The organism is Oerskovia merdavium (assembly GCF_014836755.1).
GTDB classification, from domain to species: Bacteria; Actinomycetota; Actinomycetes; order Actinomycetales; family Cellulomonadaceae; genus Oerskovia; species Oerskovia merdavium.
Genome location: NZ_JACSQF010000006.1, coordinates 74,783 through 89,330, shown reverse-complemented (window position 1 = coordinate 89,330; position 14,548 = coordinate 74,783). Strand labels below are relative to the sequence as shown.

The following is a 14,548-nucleotide window of genomic DNA, read 5'->3' as shown; positions in this document are numbered from 1 at the left end:
CGGAGAACCGACGGGCTGGATGCAGACCACGAGTCTCGCGGCCGGGGTCGTGCTCGGTCTCGCCCTGCTGACCACCGGCCTCGTCGCCGGTCGCGCCGACATCGCGGTCCTCGGTGCGCCGGCGCTGCTCGGCGCGACGTGGGCGTGGACCGCCCGCCCACGAGGCGGGACGGTCACGGCGACGTTCGTCCCGGCCGAGGCGGGCGAGGCGGGACCAGGCGAGCTGCGCGCGCGGCTGCGCCTCGAGGTGCCCGACGGCGCCGCACCCGTCCGCCTGCGGGTCACCAGCCCGGGGAACGACGACGCGGACGTCACGGTCCTCGTGGACGGGACCAGGACCCTCGACCTCACGACCCGCTCGGCCCGGACCGGGCCGCACCGGACGTTCCGCGTCGACCACGTCGCGGCGAGCGTCGAGGGTGGCTTCGAGTCACGGCCCGACGACGTGCAGGCACCCGGGGTCCTCGTGCTGCCGGCGGCCCTGCCGCTCGGTCGACTTCCCCTGCCTCATCAGCTGGTCGGGCTCACCGGACCCCACACGACCCGGCGGCTCGGCGACGGCACCGAGCTGCGGGACATCCATCCGTTCGCGCCGGGCGACCGGCTGCGGCGCATCGACTGGCGCGCGACCGCACGACGGTCCCCGGGCCTCGAGACCCTCTACGTGCGCCGCACCCAGGCGACCGCGGAGGCGACGGTCGTGCTCGTGCTCGACTCGCGCGACGAGGTGGGACCGGACGTCACGACCTGGCGCGGGAACGGCCCGCTCCCCATGGACCGTGCGACGTCTCTCGACGTCGCACGCAATGCCGCGGCGTCGGTCGCGCAGGCCGCGCTCGACGGGGGTGACAGGGTCGGCTTCGAGGACCTCGGGTGGGTCCGACGTCCCCTGCCCCCGGCCGCAGGCAAGCGCCAGCTGCGCAGGATCGTCCACGCGCTCGCGCTCGCGCACCCCGTCGGAGACCCCGGACGCCGCCTGCGTCCCCCGCAGATCCCGGCAGGTGCGCTCGTGTACATGTTCTCGACCTTCCTCGACGACGAGAGCGCCTCGATCGCCCGGACCTGGCGCGGTACGGGCCATCCGGTCGTGGCCGTCGACATCCTGCCCACGGTCGAGGTCCCGCGGGGCGACCCCGGCGTCGCTCTCGCCTGGCGGATCACGCACATCGAGCGTGAGCAGCGCCTCGAGAGCCTGCGTCGAGAAGGGATCCTCGTGGTCCGGTGGCTGCCCTCGGTCGACGACGGTCCTGGGGTGCCCGGCCGCACGCCACGATCGGCCCGGACCGCGCTCGAGCTCGCGGCCCGCCGGCAACGACACGTCGCGCATGGGACGTCCCGATGAACGCGCGCCTTCCGGTTCGCCCGGCTCCAGCAGCCGCCAGGCCCTCGACCGAGGTGGCCACCGGACCGACCGTCCCCGGGCCCGGTCTCCGCGCCGTGCTGTTCGGCGCCACAGCCGTGTTCGGCGCCCTGACCGTGCACAGCCTGCTCCCGTCGTTGCTCGGCAGCGTGGTGATCGGCCTCGCGCTCGCCGCGGCGGTCACCAGGTTCCCGCGGCCCCCTGTCCCGCACGCGATCGTCCTCGCCGGGGGCGCCGCGCTCCTCGGCGCCTCGACGGCGTTCGACCCGGTCGTGTTCGCCCTCCTCCCGCTGGTGCACCTCGTGCTCCGGGCATCCTGGTGGGTGGCGCGCGTCCCCTGGACGGGCGCGGTCGAACGGCGGGTCCTCGCGCTCGACCTGCGTCGCGCCGCCCTGGTGCAGGCGCTCTGCCAGGGGCTCGCGCTCGTGGCGTTCGCCGCCTCGGGCCTCGAGGGCAGCGGGTCCTGGACCGTCGTGGCGGCGCTGGCGCTGTGCGCGCTCGCCGTCCTGGTGGTCCCACGGACCTGGTGGCGTCGGTGAGCTCGCGCTGGACCTGCGAGCACGAGCACGCGGGGCCAGGATGGGTGGAGGCGCCCTGCGCCTGACACGCATCCCGACTCGAGGAGGACCACATGGCTGCCCAGAAGGACCTGCCGGAGTACACCGTCCCGTCGCTCACCCTCCAGGAGGGCAAGGACGTCGCGGCGATCCTGCAGGAGCGTCTGCACTCCCTGAACGACCTCGCCCTCACGCTCAAGCACATCCACTGGAACGTCGTGGGTCCGCACTTCATCGCGGTCCACGAGATGATCGATCCCCAGGTGGACGCCGTGCGCGCCATGGTCGACGCCACGGCCGAGCGCATCGCGACGTTGGGGGTGCCGCCGCGGGGCACGCCGGGTGCGATCGTCGCCGAGCGCACCTGGGAGGACTACCACCTGGGTCGCGCGTCGACGATCGCCCACCTGGGCGCTCTCGACGAGGTCTACCAGGGCGTGATCGCCTCGCACCGCAAGGCCGCGGCGGACACCGAGACGGTGGACACCGTGAGCAACGATCTCCTGGTGGGGCACCTGCACGAGCTCGAGCTGTTCCACTGGTTCGTCAGGGCGCACCTGGAGTCCTCGGGCGGCGAGCTCTCCACCTCCGGTGCGTCGACCGAGCGAGGCGCAGCCCGTAAGGCCGAGTCCGCGGCGAAGAACGAGGCCTGACTCCCCCGCCCGTCACCGGCGGCGCCCGTCCGCGACGAAGAGCCCCCCTGGTCCTCTTGAGTTCTAGCAGTCGTCGCAACGCCCGACCTTCGGGGATGCGATGGACTTTGAGATCAGACCCCTGCGAGCACCGCAGGGCAGGCGGAAGCTCGAGCGTGAGCGCGAGGCATACTTCCTGCTCATGGCCCAGGGCATGAGCAATAACGAGGCTTGCAGGATCGTCGGGATCAACCGGCGCACGGGCAAGCGGTGGCGTAACGGATCTCCAGCAGGAAGACGGCCCGCGGGACTCCCACAGTCGGTGGGGGTCGCGCGGGCCTTCTCGCAGTCTTCGGGCAGGTTCCTTTCGCTCTCGGACCGACTCGTGATCGCGGACCTGCTGCGGGAGCGGAAGTCGTTGCGGTCGATCGCCGCCGAGCTCGGGCGGTCGGTCTCCACGATCAGCCGGGAGGTCACACGCAATCGGCACCCGACGAACGGGCAGTACCGTCCGCACGCTGCTCAGCTGCGCGCCGAGGGCCGCCGGCCCCGCCCCAAGCCCGCAAAGATCGCATCTCACACGCCCCTGCGAGTCTTCGTTCAGAAGCACCTGGACCTGCGGTGGAGCCCGGAACAGATCAGCGTCGCGCTCCGATCCCGCCACCCCGGTCGGGCGGAGATGAACGTGAGCACCGAGACGATTTACCAAGCGATCTACGTCCAGGCGCGCGGCGGGCTACGGCGCGAGGCTGTGACCGCCCTGCGCACCGGACGCGCCCGTCGCAAGCCCCGCCGCCAGGCCCAGCAGCGCCAGCCCCGCTACTCCCACCCGATGGTCATGATCTCCCAGCGCCCACTCGAGGTAGCCGACCGAGCCGTACCCGGGCACTGGGAAGGAGACCTCATCATCGGCAAGAACCAGCAGTCCGCGATCGGAACCCTGGTCGAGCGAGCCTCCCGATTCCTCGTACTCGTACACCTTCCCGGGGACCGGTCTGCCGTGACGTTCCGTGATGCACTCGTGCAGACCATGGTGACCTTGCCGGTCGCGCTGCGCCGCTCGGTCACCTGGGACCAGGGCTCGGAGATGGGCCGCCACCACGAGTTCACCCTCGCCACGAGCATCCCGGTCTACTTCTGCGACCCCGCCTCACCCTGGCAACGCGGATCGAACGAGAACACCAACGGCCTCCTGCGTCAGTACTTCCCGAAGGGCACGGACCTGCGCCGCCACGACCGCGCGCACCTGGACGCCGTCGCTCATCAGCTCAACACGCGGCCCCGTAAGACACTGGGGTGGGTCACGCCTACCCAGCGGCTCACGCAACTTCTCAGGCCCGAATGATCGACTATCGTCGGCTATTATCGGTCTATGTCGATCATAGAATCCGAGGTATGTACAGCAACCACGACCGATGTTGAGCCCGCGGTCGCGTTGTTCCGGTCGTTGGGCGACCCAGCGAGGTTGGCGATCGTTCGCCGGCTCGCGGCCGGAGAGGCACGGGTCGCGGAGCTCACGGCGGATCTGGGTCTGGCGCAGTCAACGGTCTCCTCGCACGTGGCGTGCTTGAAGGACTGCGGCCTGGTGGTGGGCCGCATGGAGGGCCGGCGGGTGTTCTACTCGTTGGCACGCTCGGAGCTGCTGGACATGCTCGCGGCCGCTGAGACGCTGCTCGCAGCGACGGGCAGCGCAGTCGCGCTCTGCCCGACCTACGGCGCGGACGGGCAGGTGTCGGCGTGCTGAGCACGATCGCGGGCGCAGTCGGGTTGTTCGTCGCGACCAACCTCGACGACATCGTGGTCCTGACGGTCCTGTTCGCGGTCGCCGCGCGGGGGACGTCGCGGCTGCGCGGGTGGCAGATCGTGGCCGGGCAGTACCTGGGCCTGATCACGCTCATCGCGGTCAGCTTCCTGGCTGCGCTGGGCCTGACGATCGTGCCGGACGAGTGGGTGGGCCTGTTGGGCCTGATCCCGCTCGCGATCGGTGTCCTGGCCCTGGTGCGCACGCTGCGCGGCAAGGACGACGACGATGAGGCCGAGTCTGCCCTCAAGGCCGTTGGGCTGCTCGGCGTCGCGGGCATCACGATCGCCAACGGCGGGGACAACATCGCGATCTACACCCCGGTGTTTCGCACCATGCCGACCACAGACGCCCTGGTCACGATCGCGGTGTTCCTCGTCTTGCTCGCCGGATGGTGCCTGCTCGCGCGCGCCATCGGCAGCAACGAGAAGGTGACCGAAGCGCTGGAGAAGGTCGAGCATTGGCTCGTGCCCGTGGTCTTCATAGGTCTCGGCCTGTTCATCCTCGTCGAGTCCGGTACCCTCGCCCACATCGCATCGCTCCTGTGAACAGTACGGGCCCGGCCGCTCTAGCGGCCGGGCCCGTACCATCAACGCCGAACGTGTTGCGACCACCGCTGGAATCTGCCCCTCGACCAGGGGGGCTCTTCGTTCGTCCCGCTCCGCCCCGTGTCGTCGGGGCTGTTTTGGTGAGGTGTCCTGGGTGGTGATCAGCGTGGTCGCTACGCTTGGCACACTATTTATTAACGGAAGAAGCGGAGCAGAGCGGTCCGGCATAACGTGGCGACATGACGGAACGCCCCGACCCCGCACCCGTGCGCCAGCTCCGCCTCGTCGTCGAGGCGGAGGACTACGAGGCCGCGCTCACGTTCTTCCGCGACGTGCTGGGCCTCCCCCAGGAGGCCGCCTACAGCGGCACCGGCGGCGCCCAGGTGGCGATCCTCGACGCCGGGCGCGCCACCCTGGAGCTCGCGAACCCCGCGCAGAAGCGCATGATCGACGACGTCGAGGTGGGCAGGCAGGTCGCTCCCCCGCTGCGCGTCGCGTTCGAGGTGTCCGACACCGCAGCCGTCACGACGGACCTGGTCGCGGGCGGGGCTCGCCTGGTCGCCCCGCCCGTCCGCACCCCCTGGAGCTCGCTCAACGCGCGGCTCGAGGCGCCCGCCGGTCTGCAGATCACGGTCTTCCAGGAGCTCGACCCCGAGGCGCCCCGCTCCCCCGGCGACGCAGACCGCACGGCCTGAGCCCCGTCGTCGGGCCCCGCGGGACCTGACGACGCGCTACTCCCCCGCCGACCCCTGGGCCGCGCCCAGGTCCTCCGGGTCCGCGTGCCACGCCCGGCGGACCTGCTCGAAGCGCGTCGGCAGCGGCGGACGCACCCCGCCGTACCGCGCGTTGGTCCGCTGCACGAACCTGCGCCACGAGAGCACCAGGCCCTGCTTGGTGATGGGCAGACCGCTGGCCACCGTGACGCCGTTGTCGTGCGTGTGGTGAACGGTCAGGAGCAGTGCTCGCGGGATCGACCCCTCGAGCTCGGAGCAGAGGTCCTCCCGGACGTCCATCCAGCGGCGCAGGACCATGACGACCCCCGGTTCGAGGCGGTGCTCACGGACCGTGCGGTGCTTGCCGTGCTGCACGACGACGCGCCCCTCGCCCGCCTGAGCCCCCGCCGGGCCCAGGTCGAGAGAGTCGACCGTGCAGCGCAGCAGGTCCGAGTACCGGGCGCCCGTGGCGCGGGTCAGCCCGACGATCACGGCCAGGCGAACCATCTCCGGCTTGGTCGAGGCGTACATCGCGGCGACCGAGAGCTCCCGCCAGACCCACTCCGCCTCGTCGCGCGTCACGGGTGGACGCGGGTAGCGCGGCGCGAGGGCCGTCGCGGTCTCACCGCCCGGAGAGCCGGCGTCGGGCACGTGTGGCACGGGCGGGCTCGTCCCGTCCGTCGGGGCGTCCTGGGGTGAGTCGGCGTCGTCGGTGACCATGGAGCGAACCTACCCGCTTGGCACACTATTTTCCACGACCAGACACGGCGGGTCGCGCGGCACGTCGCCGCAGGCTCAGGCCTCCCGCAGCCGCCGCGTGAGGTCGTCGATCTCGCCCAGGACCTCGGTCGCAGCCCACACGCCGTGCCGCTGCGACGTCGAGATCCGCGAGAGGACCCCCGCGTCCGTGAGGCGGCCCAGCGCCTCGTAGGCCGCCGCCCCGGACGTCCCCGCGACCTGCCGCGCGAGGTCCCCGTCCAGCACGGGGTGGTCGAGGAGCGCATCGAGGATCGACGCCGCGGCCGACCCTGCGCGCGGGCGCACCTCGGACCGCCACAGCCCCGGGAGCTCTGCGAGGTTGTCCGCGGAGATCCTCGCCTCCTGCGCGGCCATCGACGCGCTGGTGGCGAGGTATCGCACGAACTGCGCCGCCCTCCCCTCGCGGTAGGCGTTGACGCGTGCGAAGTACTCCCCCGTGTCGGCGAGCATGGCCGAGGCGACGGGCACGACCAGCGTCGGCGCGAGCCCGCGGCGACGCCACACGGCCCCGATCAGGGCCCTGCCGATGCGGCCGTTGCCGTCGGTGAACGGGTGGACCGACTCGAACTGGGCGTGCGCGATCGCTGCCTGGGCCACGGCGGGGAGGTCGTCGCGCCGGAGGAACTCGACCAGGTCCTCCATGTACGCGGGCACGAGCTCGGGCGGCGGCGGGACGTGCACGGCTCCGCGGGGTGAGTAGTCGGACCCGCCGATCCAGTTCTGGACGGTCCGGAGGGTTCCCGCCACAGGACCGTCCAGGGGATCGTCCTTGAGCAGCGTCCGGTGGGCCGCGAGGACGTCGTCGAGCTCGATCGCCCCGGCGGCGCCTGCCGCGTCGACCAGCCTCGACACCGCCCGCGCCGCCGCGACCGTGACCTGGGCGTCCTTGCTGGCCCGCATGCCGATCGTGGCCTTGGCCAGGTCGGCGAGGCTCGCGTCGTGACGCTCGATCCGCGACGACGCCACGGCCTCGGTCCGCAGCAGGAACGTGGCGAACGACGACAGGACCGGGCCGTGGACCGCGTCGAGGCGCGTGATGTCCACGGCGGCGCGCTCGATGCGGGCGGCGTCCTCGGCCGTCGGCACGTACGCGACCTCGGCGATCAGGGGCGGCAGCGAGACCGTGACCTCGCGCAGCATCCGGTCCTCGCGCGGACCTCGGGTCGCCGAGCGCCAGGGCCGCACCTCGCTCGTGTGGCGCGGCCAGTCCGGCCCGTCCGTCGTGCTGCTCGTGCTGGCCGAGGTCATCGACAACCTTTCCTTGGACGCCCTTTGCTCAAGGTTATGCCCTCTAACCTTGACACGGCGAGCCGGAAGTCCAGGTTGGCTAGGCTGGTCGGCGATGACCTCCCACCCGCGCTCCCCCGGCTCCGCCGACGGCGACCCGCCGCTCCCCTCGACCGTCGCGCGCCCCGTCGAGCACGAGCTCGTGGTCAAGAAGTCCCGGTTCATCACCCTCCTGCACCCCGTCACGACGGTCGCGGACGCCGAGGCCGTCATCGCACGCGTCCGCAAGGAGCACTGGGACGCCCGGCACCACTGCACGGCGCTCGTGGTGGGTACCCATGCCGACCAGCAGCGATCGAGCGACGACGGCGAGCCCTCGGGCACAGCCGGCATCCCCATGCTCGAGGTGCTGCGGCACCGCCACGTGACCGACGTCGTCGCGGTCGTCACCCGCTACTTCGGCGGCGTCCTGCTCGGCGCCGGGGGCCTCGTCCGGGCCTACTCGAACGCCGTGAGCGAGACGCTCGACCTGGCCCCGGTCCTGCGTCGCGAGGTCATGGTCGAGGTCGCCGTCGAGGTCCCTCACGCGGAGGCCGGCCGGATCGGCAACGTGCTGCACGAGTGGTGCGCGACCCACGGCGCGGTGCTCGAGGGCACCGACTACGCCGCTCGTGCCACCTACCGCCTGCTCGTCCCGCCCCCGCAGCTCGTGCCGCTCGAGGCCGCCCTCGCGTCGGCGTCGAGCGGCACGCTGTCACCGGCCGTGGGTGACCGCCGGATCGTCGACGTCCCCGCCTGAGCCAGGGCGCGGGCGAGGGCCCCTCCCCGGCCGCGCGACGCCGTCGGGCATCAGCAACCTGCCCGAGGGGACCACGTCCCTCTCAGGGCACCCTCGGCGCCCTCGTAGGGCCCGTCCCGGGACACCCGCGGCCCGTGGCGCTCGCCCCACTGCGTCGCGCGACGGTCAGGAGCCCGCGGCGATCCCCGCGGGCCCCACGCGCGCGCCGTCCGGGACGCTCGACGGCGTACCCGCGTCCTCCAGGACCGCATCTCCCTCGGCCACCACGTCTCGGCCGAACGACCAGTCGCCGTGCACCGTGAGGCTGTTCGCGCCGCGCAGCGACGGAACCCCCTGGGCGAACCGCGCGTCGAAGTCGCCCACGAGCTTGTAGTACGCGCCGTCGAGGTCGATCAACGGCGCCTCGACCGTGGCCCTGAGCGTGAAGTCCTCGGCGAGCTCGTAGACGTCCGAGCGCAGCAGGAGCAGGTCGCTCGTCGCCTTGACGGGCAGGAACCGGCTGCGGTCGACCTCGATCACGGTCGATCCCTCGAAGACCTCGATCGCGGCCCCCATGGCCGACTCCATCTGGATCACGGGCGTCGACGACGGGTCGGTCGGGTCGACCGTCTTGGGGTTGACGATGAGCGGCAGCTCGAGGACTCCCCCGGTCCGCTCGAGCTCGGCCGCCAGCGCCCGCAGGTCGAGCCACAGGTTGTTGGTGTTGAAGAACTTGTGCCGCTCGATGTCCCCGGCGGCCGCCAGGTCCTCCTCGGGGGTCTGCGCGGTCTCGCGCAGCACCAGGCGGCTGTCCGAGCGCCGCACGACGACGTGGCCGCCCTTGCGGTCCGCGGGCGTCCTCCGGGCCACCTCCGCCGCGAAAGGAGCGCCCGACGCCGCGAACCAGCCGGCCATGGCCGCGTCCGGAGACGCTCCGAGGTTGTCCGAGTTGGACACGCTCGCGTACAGGTAGCCGGCGTCCAGCAAGGTCTGGAGCGCCCCCGACGCCACGAGGGCCGTGTACAGGTCGCCGTGCCCGGGCGGGCACCACTCCAGGTCCGGGTCCGCCGGCCACTCGACGGGCTCGAGGTCGTCCGCGCGCAGCTTGGGCTCACGGTTCTGCAGGAAGTCCAGGGGCAGCCCGTCGACCGCGAGGTCGGGGTAGGCCGCGAGCGCCGCGAGGGTGTCGTCGCGGGTGCGGAAGCTGTTCATGAAGAGCAGTGGCAGCGGGGCGCCGGTGGCGGCGCGGGCGGCGCGGACCTGGCGGGCGATGATGTCGAGGAAGGTGAGGGGGGCGGCGTCGGGGCTGTCCGTGGTGCGCACGGTGAGGAGCGACTTGGCGCGGTCCATGCCCATGGAGGTGCCGAGTCCTCCGTTGAGCTTGATGAGGACGGTGCGGGAGAGCGCGTCGGCGGCGTCCTGGGGGGTGACGTCGAGCTCGTCGCGGTGGGTGACGTCGGTGAGGGGTTCGATGTCGGCTTCGGGGACGGTGCCGGTGGCGCCGTCCTGCAGGAGTGCGTAGAAGCGGCTGAAGACGTCGATCGCGGTGGGGTGGACCCCGGCGTCGGCCATCTTGTGCTGGGAGTGGGTGAGGCCCTGGCTGCTCATGGTGTCGATGCTAGGACCGGTGGGCGGGTTCGCGCCGGGTGGGCCGTGGTGTGCCGGTCACATGCGGGGTGCCGGGGGGCGGGGCTACTCGAAGCGGGAGGGGTCTCCTGCGCCGACGCGCACGACCTCGGCCGCGCCGGAGGAGAAGTCGACGACGGTGGTGGGTTCGGTGCCGCAGTCGCCGGAGTCGACGACGGCGTCGACCTGGTGGTCGAGGGCTTCCTTGATCTCCCACCCCTGGGTCATGGGCTCGTCCTCGCCGGGGAGCAGGAGGGTGCTGGACAGGAGGGGTTCGCCGAGGGCACGCAGGATGGCCTGGGTCACGGCGTGGTCGGGGATGCGGACGCCGACGGTCTTCTTCTTGGGGTGCGCGAGGCGTCTGGGCACCTCGGAGGTCGCGGGCAGGATGAAGGTGTAGCTGCCGGGGGTGGAGGCCTTGATGGCGCGGAAGGCGGCGTTGTCGATCTTGACGAGCTGTCCGAGCTGTGCAAAGTCGGCGCACACGAGCGTGAAGTGGTGCTTGTCGCCGAGGTGGCGGATGTCGCGGATGCGCTGGGTGGCGCTGTGGGAGTCGAGCCGCGCGCCGAGGGCGTAGCAGGAGTCGGTGGGGTAGGCGATGAGGGCGTCGTCGCGCAGGAGCGTGACGATCTGGTCGATCGCGCGGGGCTGGGGGTCGACGGGGTGCACGTCGAAGTACTTCGCCATGGACCGAGCGTAGGCCAGCGCGGCTCGGCGTGCCGCGCGCCGGGGTGGGAGGAGAATCTGTGGGATGCGACTGGCTACCTTCAACATCCTGCACGGGCGGTCCACGGTCGACGACGTGGTGGACGTCGACCGGTTCGCGCGTGCGGTGGCGGACCTGGGTGCGGACGTGCTGGCGCTGCAGGAGGTGGATCGCAACCAGCGGCGCTCTGGGCACGTGGACCTGGCCCGGGTCGCGGCGGAGGCCATGGGCGCGGTCGACCACCGGTTCGCGGCGACGATCGACCGGCGGGGGGTCGGGGGGCGCGCGCAGTACGGTGTGGCGCTGCTCTCGCGCTTCCCCGTCCACGAGTGGCGGGTCCTGCCTCTCCCCCGTCGTCCGTGGTGGCGGCCGCTCCCGCGGGGGAACGACGTGCGGCGTCCGCGGTGGCGCCTGGACGAGCCGCGGACGGCGTTGGCCGCGGTCGTGCTGTCGCCGCAGGGCCCGTTGACCGTGGTCGCGACGCACCTGAGCTTCCTGGACGGCTGGGGCGAGCGGCAGCTCGACCACCTGGCGGCGGGCCTCGTGGGCGCCCCGCGTCCCCTGGTGCTGCTGGGGGACATGAACCTGCGCTCGGAGATCCCGGCGGCGGTCACGGGGTGGAGCCCGTTGGTGGTGGCCCGGTCGTACCCGGTCGCGCACCCGACGCTGCAGATCGATCACGTCCTGGCTGACGGGTCGGTGCGCCCGACGTCGCCGGGGCGGTCGGTCGACACGGGGCTCTCGGACCATCGGGCGCTCGTGGTGGACGTCGAGATCGAGCCTTTCGGCTGAGTCGGGGGGCAGCCCGCCCGTCGTTCGAACAGGAGTTCGACGGCGTCGGCACGCTCGTGGGCCATCGATAGAACACCTGTTCGAACCATGGTCGGAGATCCCCTCAGAACTGTCGAACAGGCGTTCGATCCCTTGCCTGCCCGTGGGACGAGGGCACTTCTCCCCCGCTCAGAGCGCCTGCCCGTGCGTGATGCGCACGACGGGCAGGCGCAGCGCCCCGGGCGCCCCGGCGGGCACGGCCGGCCTGAGCGGCTCGACCGGCGCCACACGGCGATAGGTGCTGCCGAGCGGGGGACGCGGGTCGGTCTCCCCGCGGCGCGGCCACATCGCGACCGCGCGCTCTGCCTGGGCCGTGATGGTCAGCGAGGGGTTGACGCCGAGGTTCGCGCTCACCGCGGCCCCGTCCAGGACGTGCAGCCCCGGGTGGCCGAACACCCGCTGGTACGCGTCGATCACGCCGGTCCCGGGTGACTCGCCGATCGCGCACCCGCCCAGGAAGTGGGCCGTGAGCGGCATGCCGAACGGTTCGCCGATGCTGCCGCCGGGCGCTCCGCCCATGACCCGGGCCAGACGCCGGGCGGCCTCGTGGGCCGCCGGGATCCATCCGGGGTTCGGTGCGCCGTGCCCCTGGCGCGAGGTCATCCGACGCCGGCCCGTCCACGTGCGCCGCGTGTACGTCGTCAGCGAGTTGTCGTGGCTCTGCATGACCAGGGCGATCACGGTGCGCTCGGACCAGCCGCGCAGGTCGAGCATGGCGGGCAGCCGGCGGCGCTGGGCCCACAGCTCGCGCACCCACTCCCCCGGCGAGGGCGCGATCCCGGGGCGGGCTCCGTCGTCGGGCGCGGTCCCCTCGCCCTGAGTGCGCGGGCCGCGAGCGCCGCGGGGCGTGACGAGGACGGTCTGCAGGAGGGCCATGGCGTTCGAGCCGCGGCCGTAGCGCACGGGTTCGACGTGCGTGTGGGCGTCGGGGTGAAACGAGGAGGTGATCGCGACGCCGCGCGTGTAGTCGGGCGCGGTTCCCCCCGGGGGGCGCCGGTCGGCCGTGGCGCCCAGCAGGGCCTCGGAGTTGGTGCGGGTGAGCATGCCGAGGCGCTCGGAGAGGTGCGGCAGGGTGCCCGCGTCGCGCTGGGCGTGCAGGAGCTGCTGGGTCCCGTGCGCGCCGGCCGCGAGGACGACGTGCCGGGCGGTCCAGCGGGTGCGCCGGGCGAACGGTCGGTCGGTGCGCCGCGAGGTGACCTCGTAGCCCCCGTCCGGGAGCGGGGCGATGCGTGTCACGGTCGTCAGGGGGTGGATCCGCGCCCCGGCGGCCTCGGCGAGGTGCAGGTAGTTCTTGACGAGCGTGTTCTTGGCGCCGTGGCGGCACCCGGTCATGCACTGGCCGCACTCGAGGCACCCGCGCCGTGCGGGTCCCGCGCCGCCGAAGAACGGGTCGGGCACGGGCACCCCGGGGGCGCCGAACAGCACGCCCACGGGGGCGGGCGTGAACGTGCCCTCCACGCCCATCTCGCGCGCGACCTGGTGCACGGCCTCGTCGGCGGGCGTGCGGCCCGCGTAGGTGACGACGCCGAGCATGCGCCGGGCCTGGTCGTAGTAGGGCGCGAGCTCGGCCTTCCAGTCGGTCAGGTAGCCCCACGAGGGGTCGGTGTAGAACGCGTCGAGCGGCTCGTAGAGGGTGTTGGCGTAGACGAGGGACCCGCCGCCGACCCCGGCGCCGGCCAGGACGAGCACGTCCCGCAGGCGATGCACCCGCTGGATGCCGAGGCAGCCGAGGCGCGGCGCCCACAGGAAGTCGCGCAGGTGCCAGGAGGTCGCGGCGAAGTCCTCGTCGGCGAAGCGGCGACCGGCCTCGAGGACCGCGACCCGGTACCCCTTTTCGGTCAGCCGCAGAGCCGCGACGGACCCGCCGAAGCCCGAGCCGACGACCAGCACGTCGACGTCACGGGTCAGGGTGCGGTCCTGGTCCGCAGAGATGTCGTCGGTCATGGTCGTGGTCACCTCGTCGCACGTGCGGGCGCCCCGTCGCGCCCGGCAGGTGCTCATCCTGCCACCAGCCACGGGGCGGGGCGCACGCACCTCCTGCGAGTCCGCGAGCGCCGACCTAGCGTGGGGAGGGACCGGTTCGACGCGTCCCTCGACACCCCGACGGAGGAACACCATGCCCGACGACGCCCCCGCCTTCCCCGCCCAGCAGCAGGAGCCCCCGGGGCTCACCGCACCGATGGACCCGGCTCCCGACCACGGGGAGACCTCCTACCGCGGTTCGGGCCGTCTCGCGGGCCTGCGCGCCCTGATCACGGGCGGCGACTCGGGCATCGGCCGGGCCGTCGCGATCGCCTTCGCGCGGGAGGGCGCCGACGTCGCGATCGGCTACCTGCCCGAGGAGCAGCAGGACGCCGAGGAGACCGCGCGCTGGGTGCGTCAGGCGGGCCGCGAGGTCGTCCTGCTGCCCGGGGACCTGCGCGAGGAGCAGGTGGCGCGCGACACGGTCGCCGACGCGGTCGCCCGCCTGGGCGGTCTGGACGTGCTCGTCAACAACGCGGGCTTCCAGATGGCGCGCAGGTCGTCGATCGCGGACGTCACCACGGACGACCTCGACCGCGTGCTCAAGACCAACCTCTACGCGCTGTTCTGGGTCACGCAGGCCGCGCTCGAGCACCTGGGCGAGGGGGGCTCGATCGTCAACGTCTCCTCGATCCAGGCCTACCAGCCGTCCACGTCGTTGCTCGACTACGCCTCGACCAAGGCCGCGATCAACAACTTCACGGTCAACCTCGCCGCGGAGGTCGGCGCGCGGGGGATCCGCGTCAACGCCGTGGCCCCCGGACCGATCTGGACGCCGTTGCAGCCCGCGACCCAGCCGCCCGAGAAGATCGAGGCGTTCGGTGCGGACACCCCGCTCGGTCGTGCGGGGCAGCCCGCCGAGGTCGCCCCGGCCTTCGTGTTCCTGGCCTCGCCCACCGACGCGGGCTACGTCTCGGGGACCGTGCTGGGGGTCACGGGCGGCAAGCCCGTCTTCTGAGGTCGCCCCGCCGCCCCGCCCGGCCGGGGC

15 protein-coding genes are annotated in these 14,548 nt (G+C 72.8%); 10 read left to right on the top strand and 5 right to left on the bottom strand.

The genetic code is table 11. The features are described from left to right. Positions 1-19 precede the first annotated feature (19 nt). The 7 genes from H9641_RS07465 to H9641_RS07435 all read left to right on the top strand — a co-directional run bounded on the left by H9641_RS07465 (position 20) and on the right by H9641_RS07435 (position 5,593). Positions 20-1,342, top strand: coding sequence for a DUF58 domain-containing protein (locus tag H9641_RS07465; protein WP_191802432.1), 1,323 nt, complete (start codon positions 20-22; stop codon positions 1,340-1,342). Positions 1,343-1,395: 53 nt separating this feature from the next. Further along, a complete protein-coding gene (locus H9641_RS07460) occupies positions 1,396-1,899 on the top strand; it encodes a hypothetical protein (protein WP_191802429.1) in 504 nt (167 codons plus the stop codon). A gap of 92 nt (positions 1,900-1,991) precedes the next feature. Further along, positions 1,992-2,570, top strand: a complete 579-nt coding sequence (locus H9641_RS07455; RefSeq protein WP_191802427.1) for a Dps family protein — start codon at positions 1,992-1,994, stop codon at positions 2,568-2,570. Positions 2,571-2,763: 193 nt separating this feature from the next. Further along, positions 2,764-3,894, top strand: coding sequence for an IS30 family transposase (locus H9641_RS07450; RefSeq protein ID WP_404821930.1), 1,131 nt, complete (start codon positions 2,764-2,766; stop codon positions 3,892-3,894). Positions 3,895-3,921: 27 nt separating this feature from the next. After that, positions 3,922-4,293: an ArsR/SmtB family transcription factor gene (locus H9641_RS07445; protein WP_191802425.1), complete on the top strand. Its 372-nt coding sequence runs from the start codon at positions 3,922-3,924 to the stop codon at positions 4,291-4,293. Then, on the top strand, positions 4,287-4,898 hold the full coding sequence (locus tag H9641_RS07440; protein WP_191802423.1) for a cadmium resistance transporter: 612 nt from the start codon (positions 4,287-4,289) through the stop codon (positions 4,896-4,898). The genes H9641_RS07445 and H9641_RS07440 overlap by 7 nt, the downstream gene beginning before the upstream one ends. A gap of 239 nt (positions 4,899-5,137) precedes the next feature. Beyond that, the gene (locus H9641_RS07435; protein WP_191802421.1) at positions 5,138-5,593 is read left to right on the top strand and encodes a VOC family protein; all 456 of its coding nucleotides are present in this window, start codon (positions 5,138-5,140) and stop codon (positions 5,591-5,593) included. Positions 5,594-5,629: 36 nt separating this feature from the next. Here H9641_RS07435 and H9641_RS07430 read toward each other — a convergent pair whose 3' ends face one another. Both H9641_RS07430 and H9641_RS07425 read right to left on the bottom strand, forming a co-directional pair. Continuing rightward, positions 5,630-6,331 (bottom strand): site-specific integrase, encoded by a 702-nt coding sequence (locus H9641_RS07430; protein ID WP_225220133.1) that lies wholly within the window; start codon positions 6,329-6,331, stop codon positions 5,630-5,632. A 75-nt stretch (positions 6,332-6,406) separates the two neighbouring features. After that, positions 6,407-7,618 carry a Fic family protein gene (locus H9641_RS07425; protein ID WP_191802419.1) on the bottom strand — a complete coding sequence of 404 codons (1,212 nt, stop codon included), beginning with the start codon at positions 7,616-7,618 and terminating at the stop codon, positions 6,407-6,409. Positions 7,619-7,712: 94 nt separating this feature from the next. On the opposite strand from H9641_RS07425, the gene H9641_RS07420 reads away from it, so the two are divergent. Further along, positions 7,713-8,396, top strand: a complete 684-nt coding sequence (locus H9641_RS07420; RefSeq protein WP_191802417.1) for a YigZ family protein — start codon at positions 7,713-7,715, stop codon at positions 8,394-8,396. A 165-nt stretch (positions 8,397-8,561) separates the two neighbouring features. Here H9641_RS07420 and H9641_RS07415 read toward each other — a convergent pair whose 3' ends face one another. Together H9641_RS07415 and H9641_RS07410 are read right to left on the bottom strand one after the other, a co-directional pair. After that, entirely contained in the window at positions 8,562-9,983 is a 1,422-nt protein-coding gene (locus tag H9641_RS07415; protein ID WP_191802415.1) for a UTP--glucose-1-phosphate uridylyltransferase, read from the bottom strand. A gap of 84 nt (positions 9,984-10,067) precedes the next feature. Next, a complete protein-coding gene (locus H9641_RS07410) occupies positions 10,068-10,688 on the bottom strand; it encodes an L-threonylcarbamoyladenylate synthase (protein WP_191802413.1) in 621 nt (206 codons plus the stop codon). A 64-nt stretch (positions 10,689-10,752) separates the two neighbouring features. Here H9641_RS07410 and H9641_RS07405 point away from each other — a divergent pair, with 64 nt between their 5' ends. Beyond that, positions 10,753-11,499, top strand: a complete 747-nt coding sequence (locus tag H9641_RS07405; RefSeq protein WP_191802411.1) for an endonuclease/exonuclease/phosphatase family protein — start codon at positions 10,753-10,755, stop codon at positions 11,497-11,499. A gap of 168 nt (positions 11,500-11,667) precedes the next feature. Here the strand turns inward: H9641_RS07405 and H9641_RS07400 are convergent, their stop codons facing one another. Next, positions 11,668-13,482: a GMC family oxidoreductase gene (locus H9641_RS07400; protein ID WP_318244440.1), complete on the bottom strand. Its 1,815-nt coding sequence runs from the start codon at positions 13,480-13,482 to the stop codon at positions 11,668-11,670. 172 nt (positions 13,483-13,654) lie between these two features. Here H9641_RS07400 and H9641_RS07395 point away from each other — a divergent pair, with 172 nt between their 5' ends. Then, a complete protein-coding gene (locus H9641_RS07395; protein ID WP_056651844.1) occupies positions 13,655-14,518 on the top strand; it encodes an SDR family oxidoreductase in 864 nt (287 codons plus the stop codon). Positions 14,519-14,548 lie beyond the last annotated feature (30 nt).

Excerpts from the sequence above, each read along its gene's own strand:
- H9641_RS07465 (WP_191802432.1), top strand. The coding sequence starts at position 20 with ATGCAGACCACGAGTCTCGCGGCCGGGGTCGTGCTCGGTCTCGCCCTG.
- H9641_RS07455 (WP_191802427.1), top strand. The coding sequence starts at position 1,992 with ATGGCTGCCCAGAAGGACCTGCCGGAGTACACCGTCCCGTCGCTCACC.
- H9641_RS07450 (WP_404821930.1), top strand. The coding sequence starts at position 2,764 with ATGAGCAATAACGAGGCTTGCAGGATCGTCGGGATCAACCGGCGCACG.
- H9641_RS07445 (WP_191802425.1), top strand. The coding sequence starts at position 3,922 with ATGTCGATCATAGAATCCGAGGTATGTACAGCAACCACGACCGATGTT.
- H9641_RS07435 (WP_191802421.1), top strand. The coding sequence starts at position 5,138 with ATGACGGAACGCCCCGACCCCGCACCCGTGCGCCAGCTCCGCCTCGTC.
- H9641_RS07430 (WP_225220133.1), bottom strand. The coding sequence starts at position 6,331 with ATGGTCACCGACGACGCCGACTCACCCCAGGACGCCCCGACGGACGGG.
- H9641_RS07425 (WP_191802419.1), bottom strand. The coding sequence starts at position 7,618 with ATGACCTCGGCCAGCACGAGCAGCACGACGGACGGGCCGGACTGGCCG.
- H9641_RS07420 (WP_191802417.1), top strand. The coding sequence starts at position 7,713 with ATGACCTCCCACCCGCGCTCCCCCGGCTCCGCCGACGGCGACCCGCCG.
- H9641_RS07415 (WP_191802415.1), bottom strand. The coding sequence starts at position 9,983 with ATGAGCAGCCAGGGCCTCACCCACTCCCAGCACAAGATGGCCGACGCC.
- H9641_RS07410 (WP_191802413.1), bottom strand. The coding sequence starts at position 10,688 with ATGGCGAAGTACTTCGACGTGCACCCCGTCGACCCCCAGCCCCGCGCG.
- H9641_RS07405 (WP_191802411.1), top strand. The coding sequence starts at position 10,753 with ATGCGACTGGCTACCTTCAACATCCTGCACGGGCGGTCCACGGTCGAC.
- H9641_RS07400 (WP_318244440.1), bottom strand. The coding sequence starts at position 13,482 with ATGACCGACGACATCTCTGCGGACCAGGACCGCACCCTGACCCGTGAC.
- H9641_RS07395 (WP_056651844.1), top strand. The coding sequence starts at position 13,655 with ATGCCCGACGACGCCCCCGCCTTCCCCGCCCAGCAGCAGGAGCCCCCG.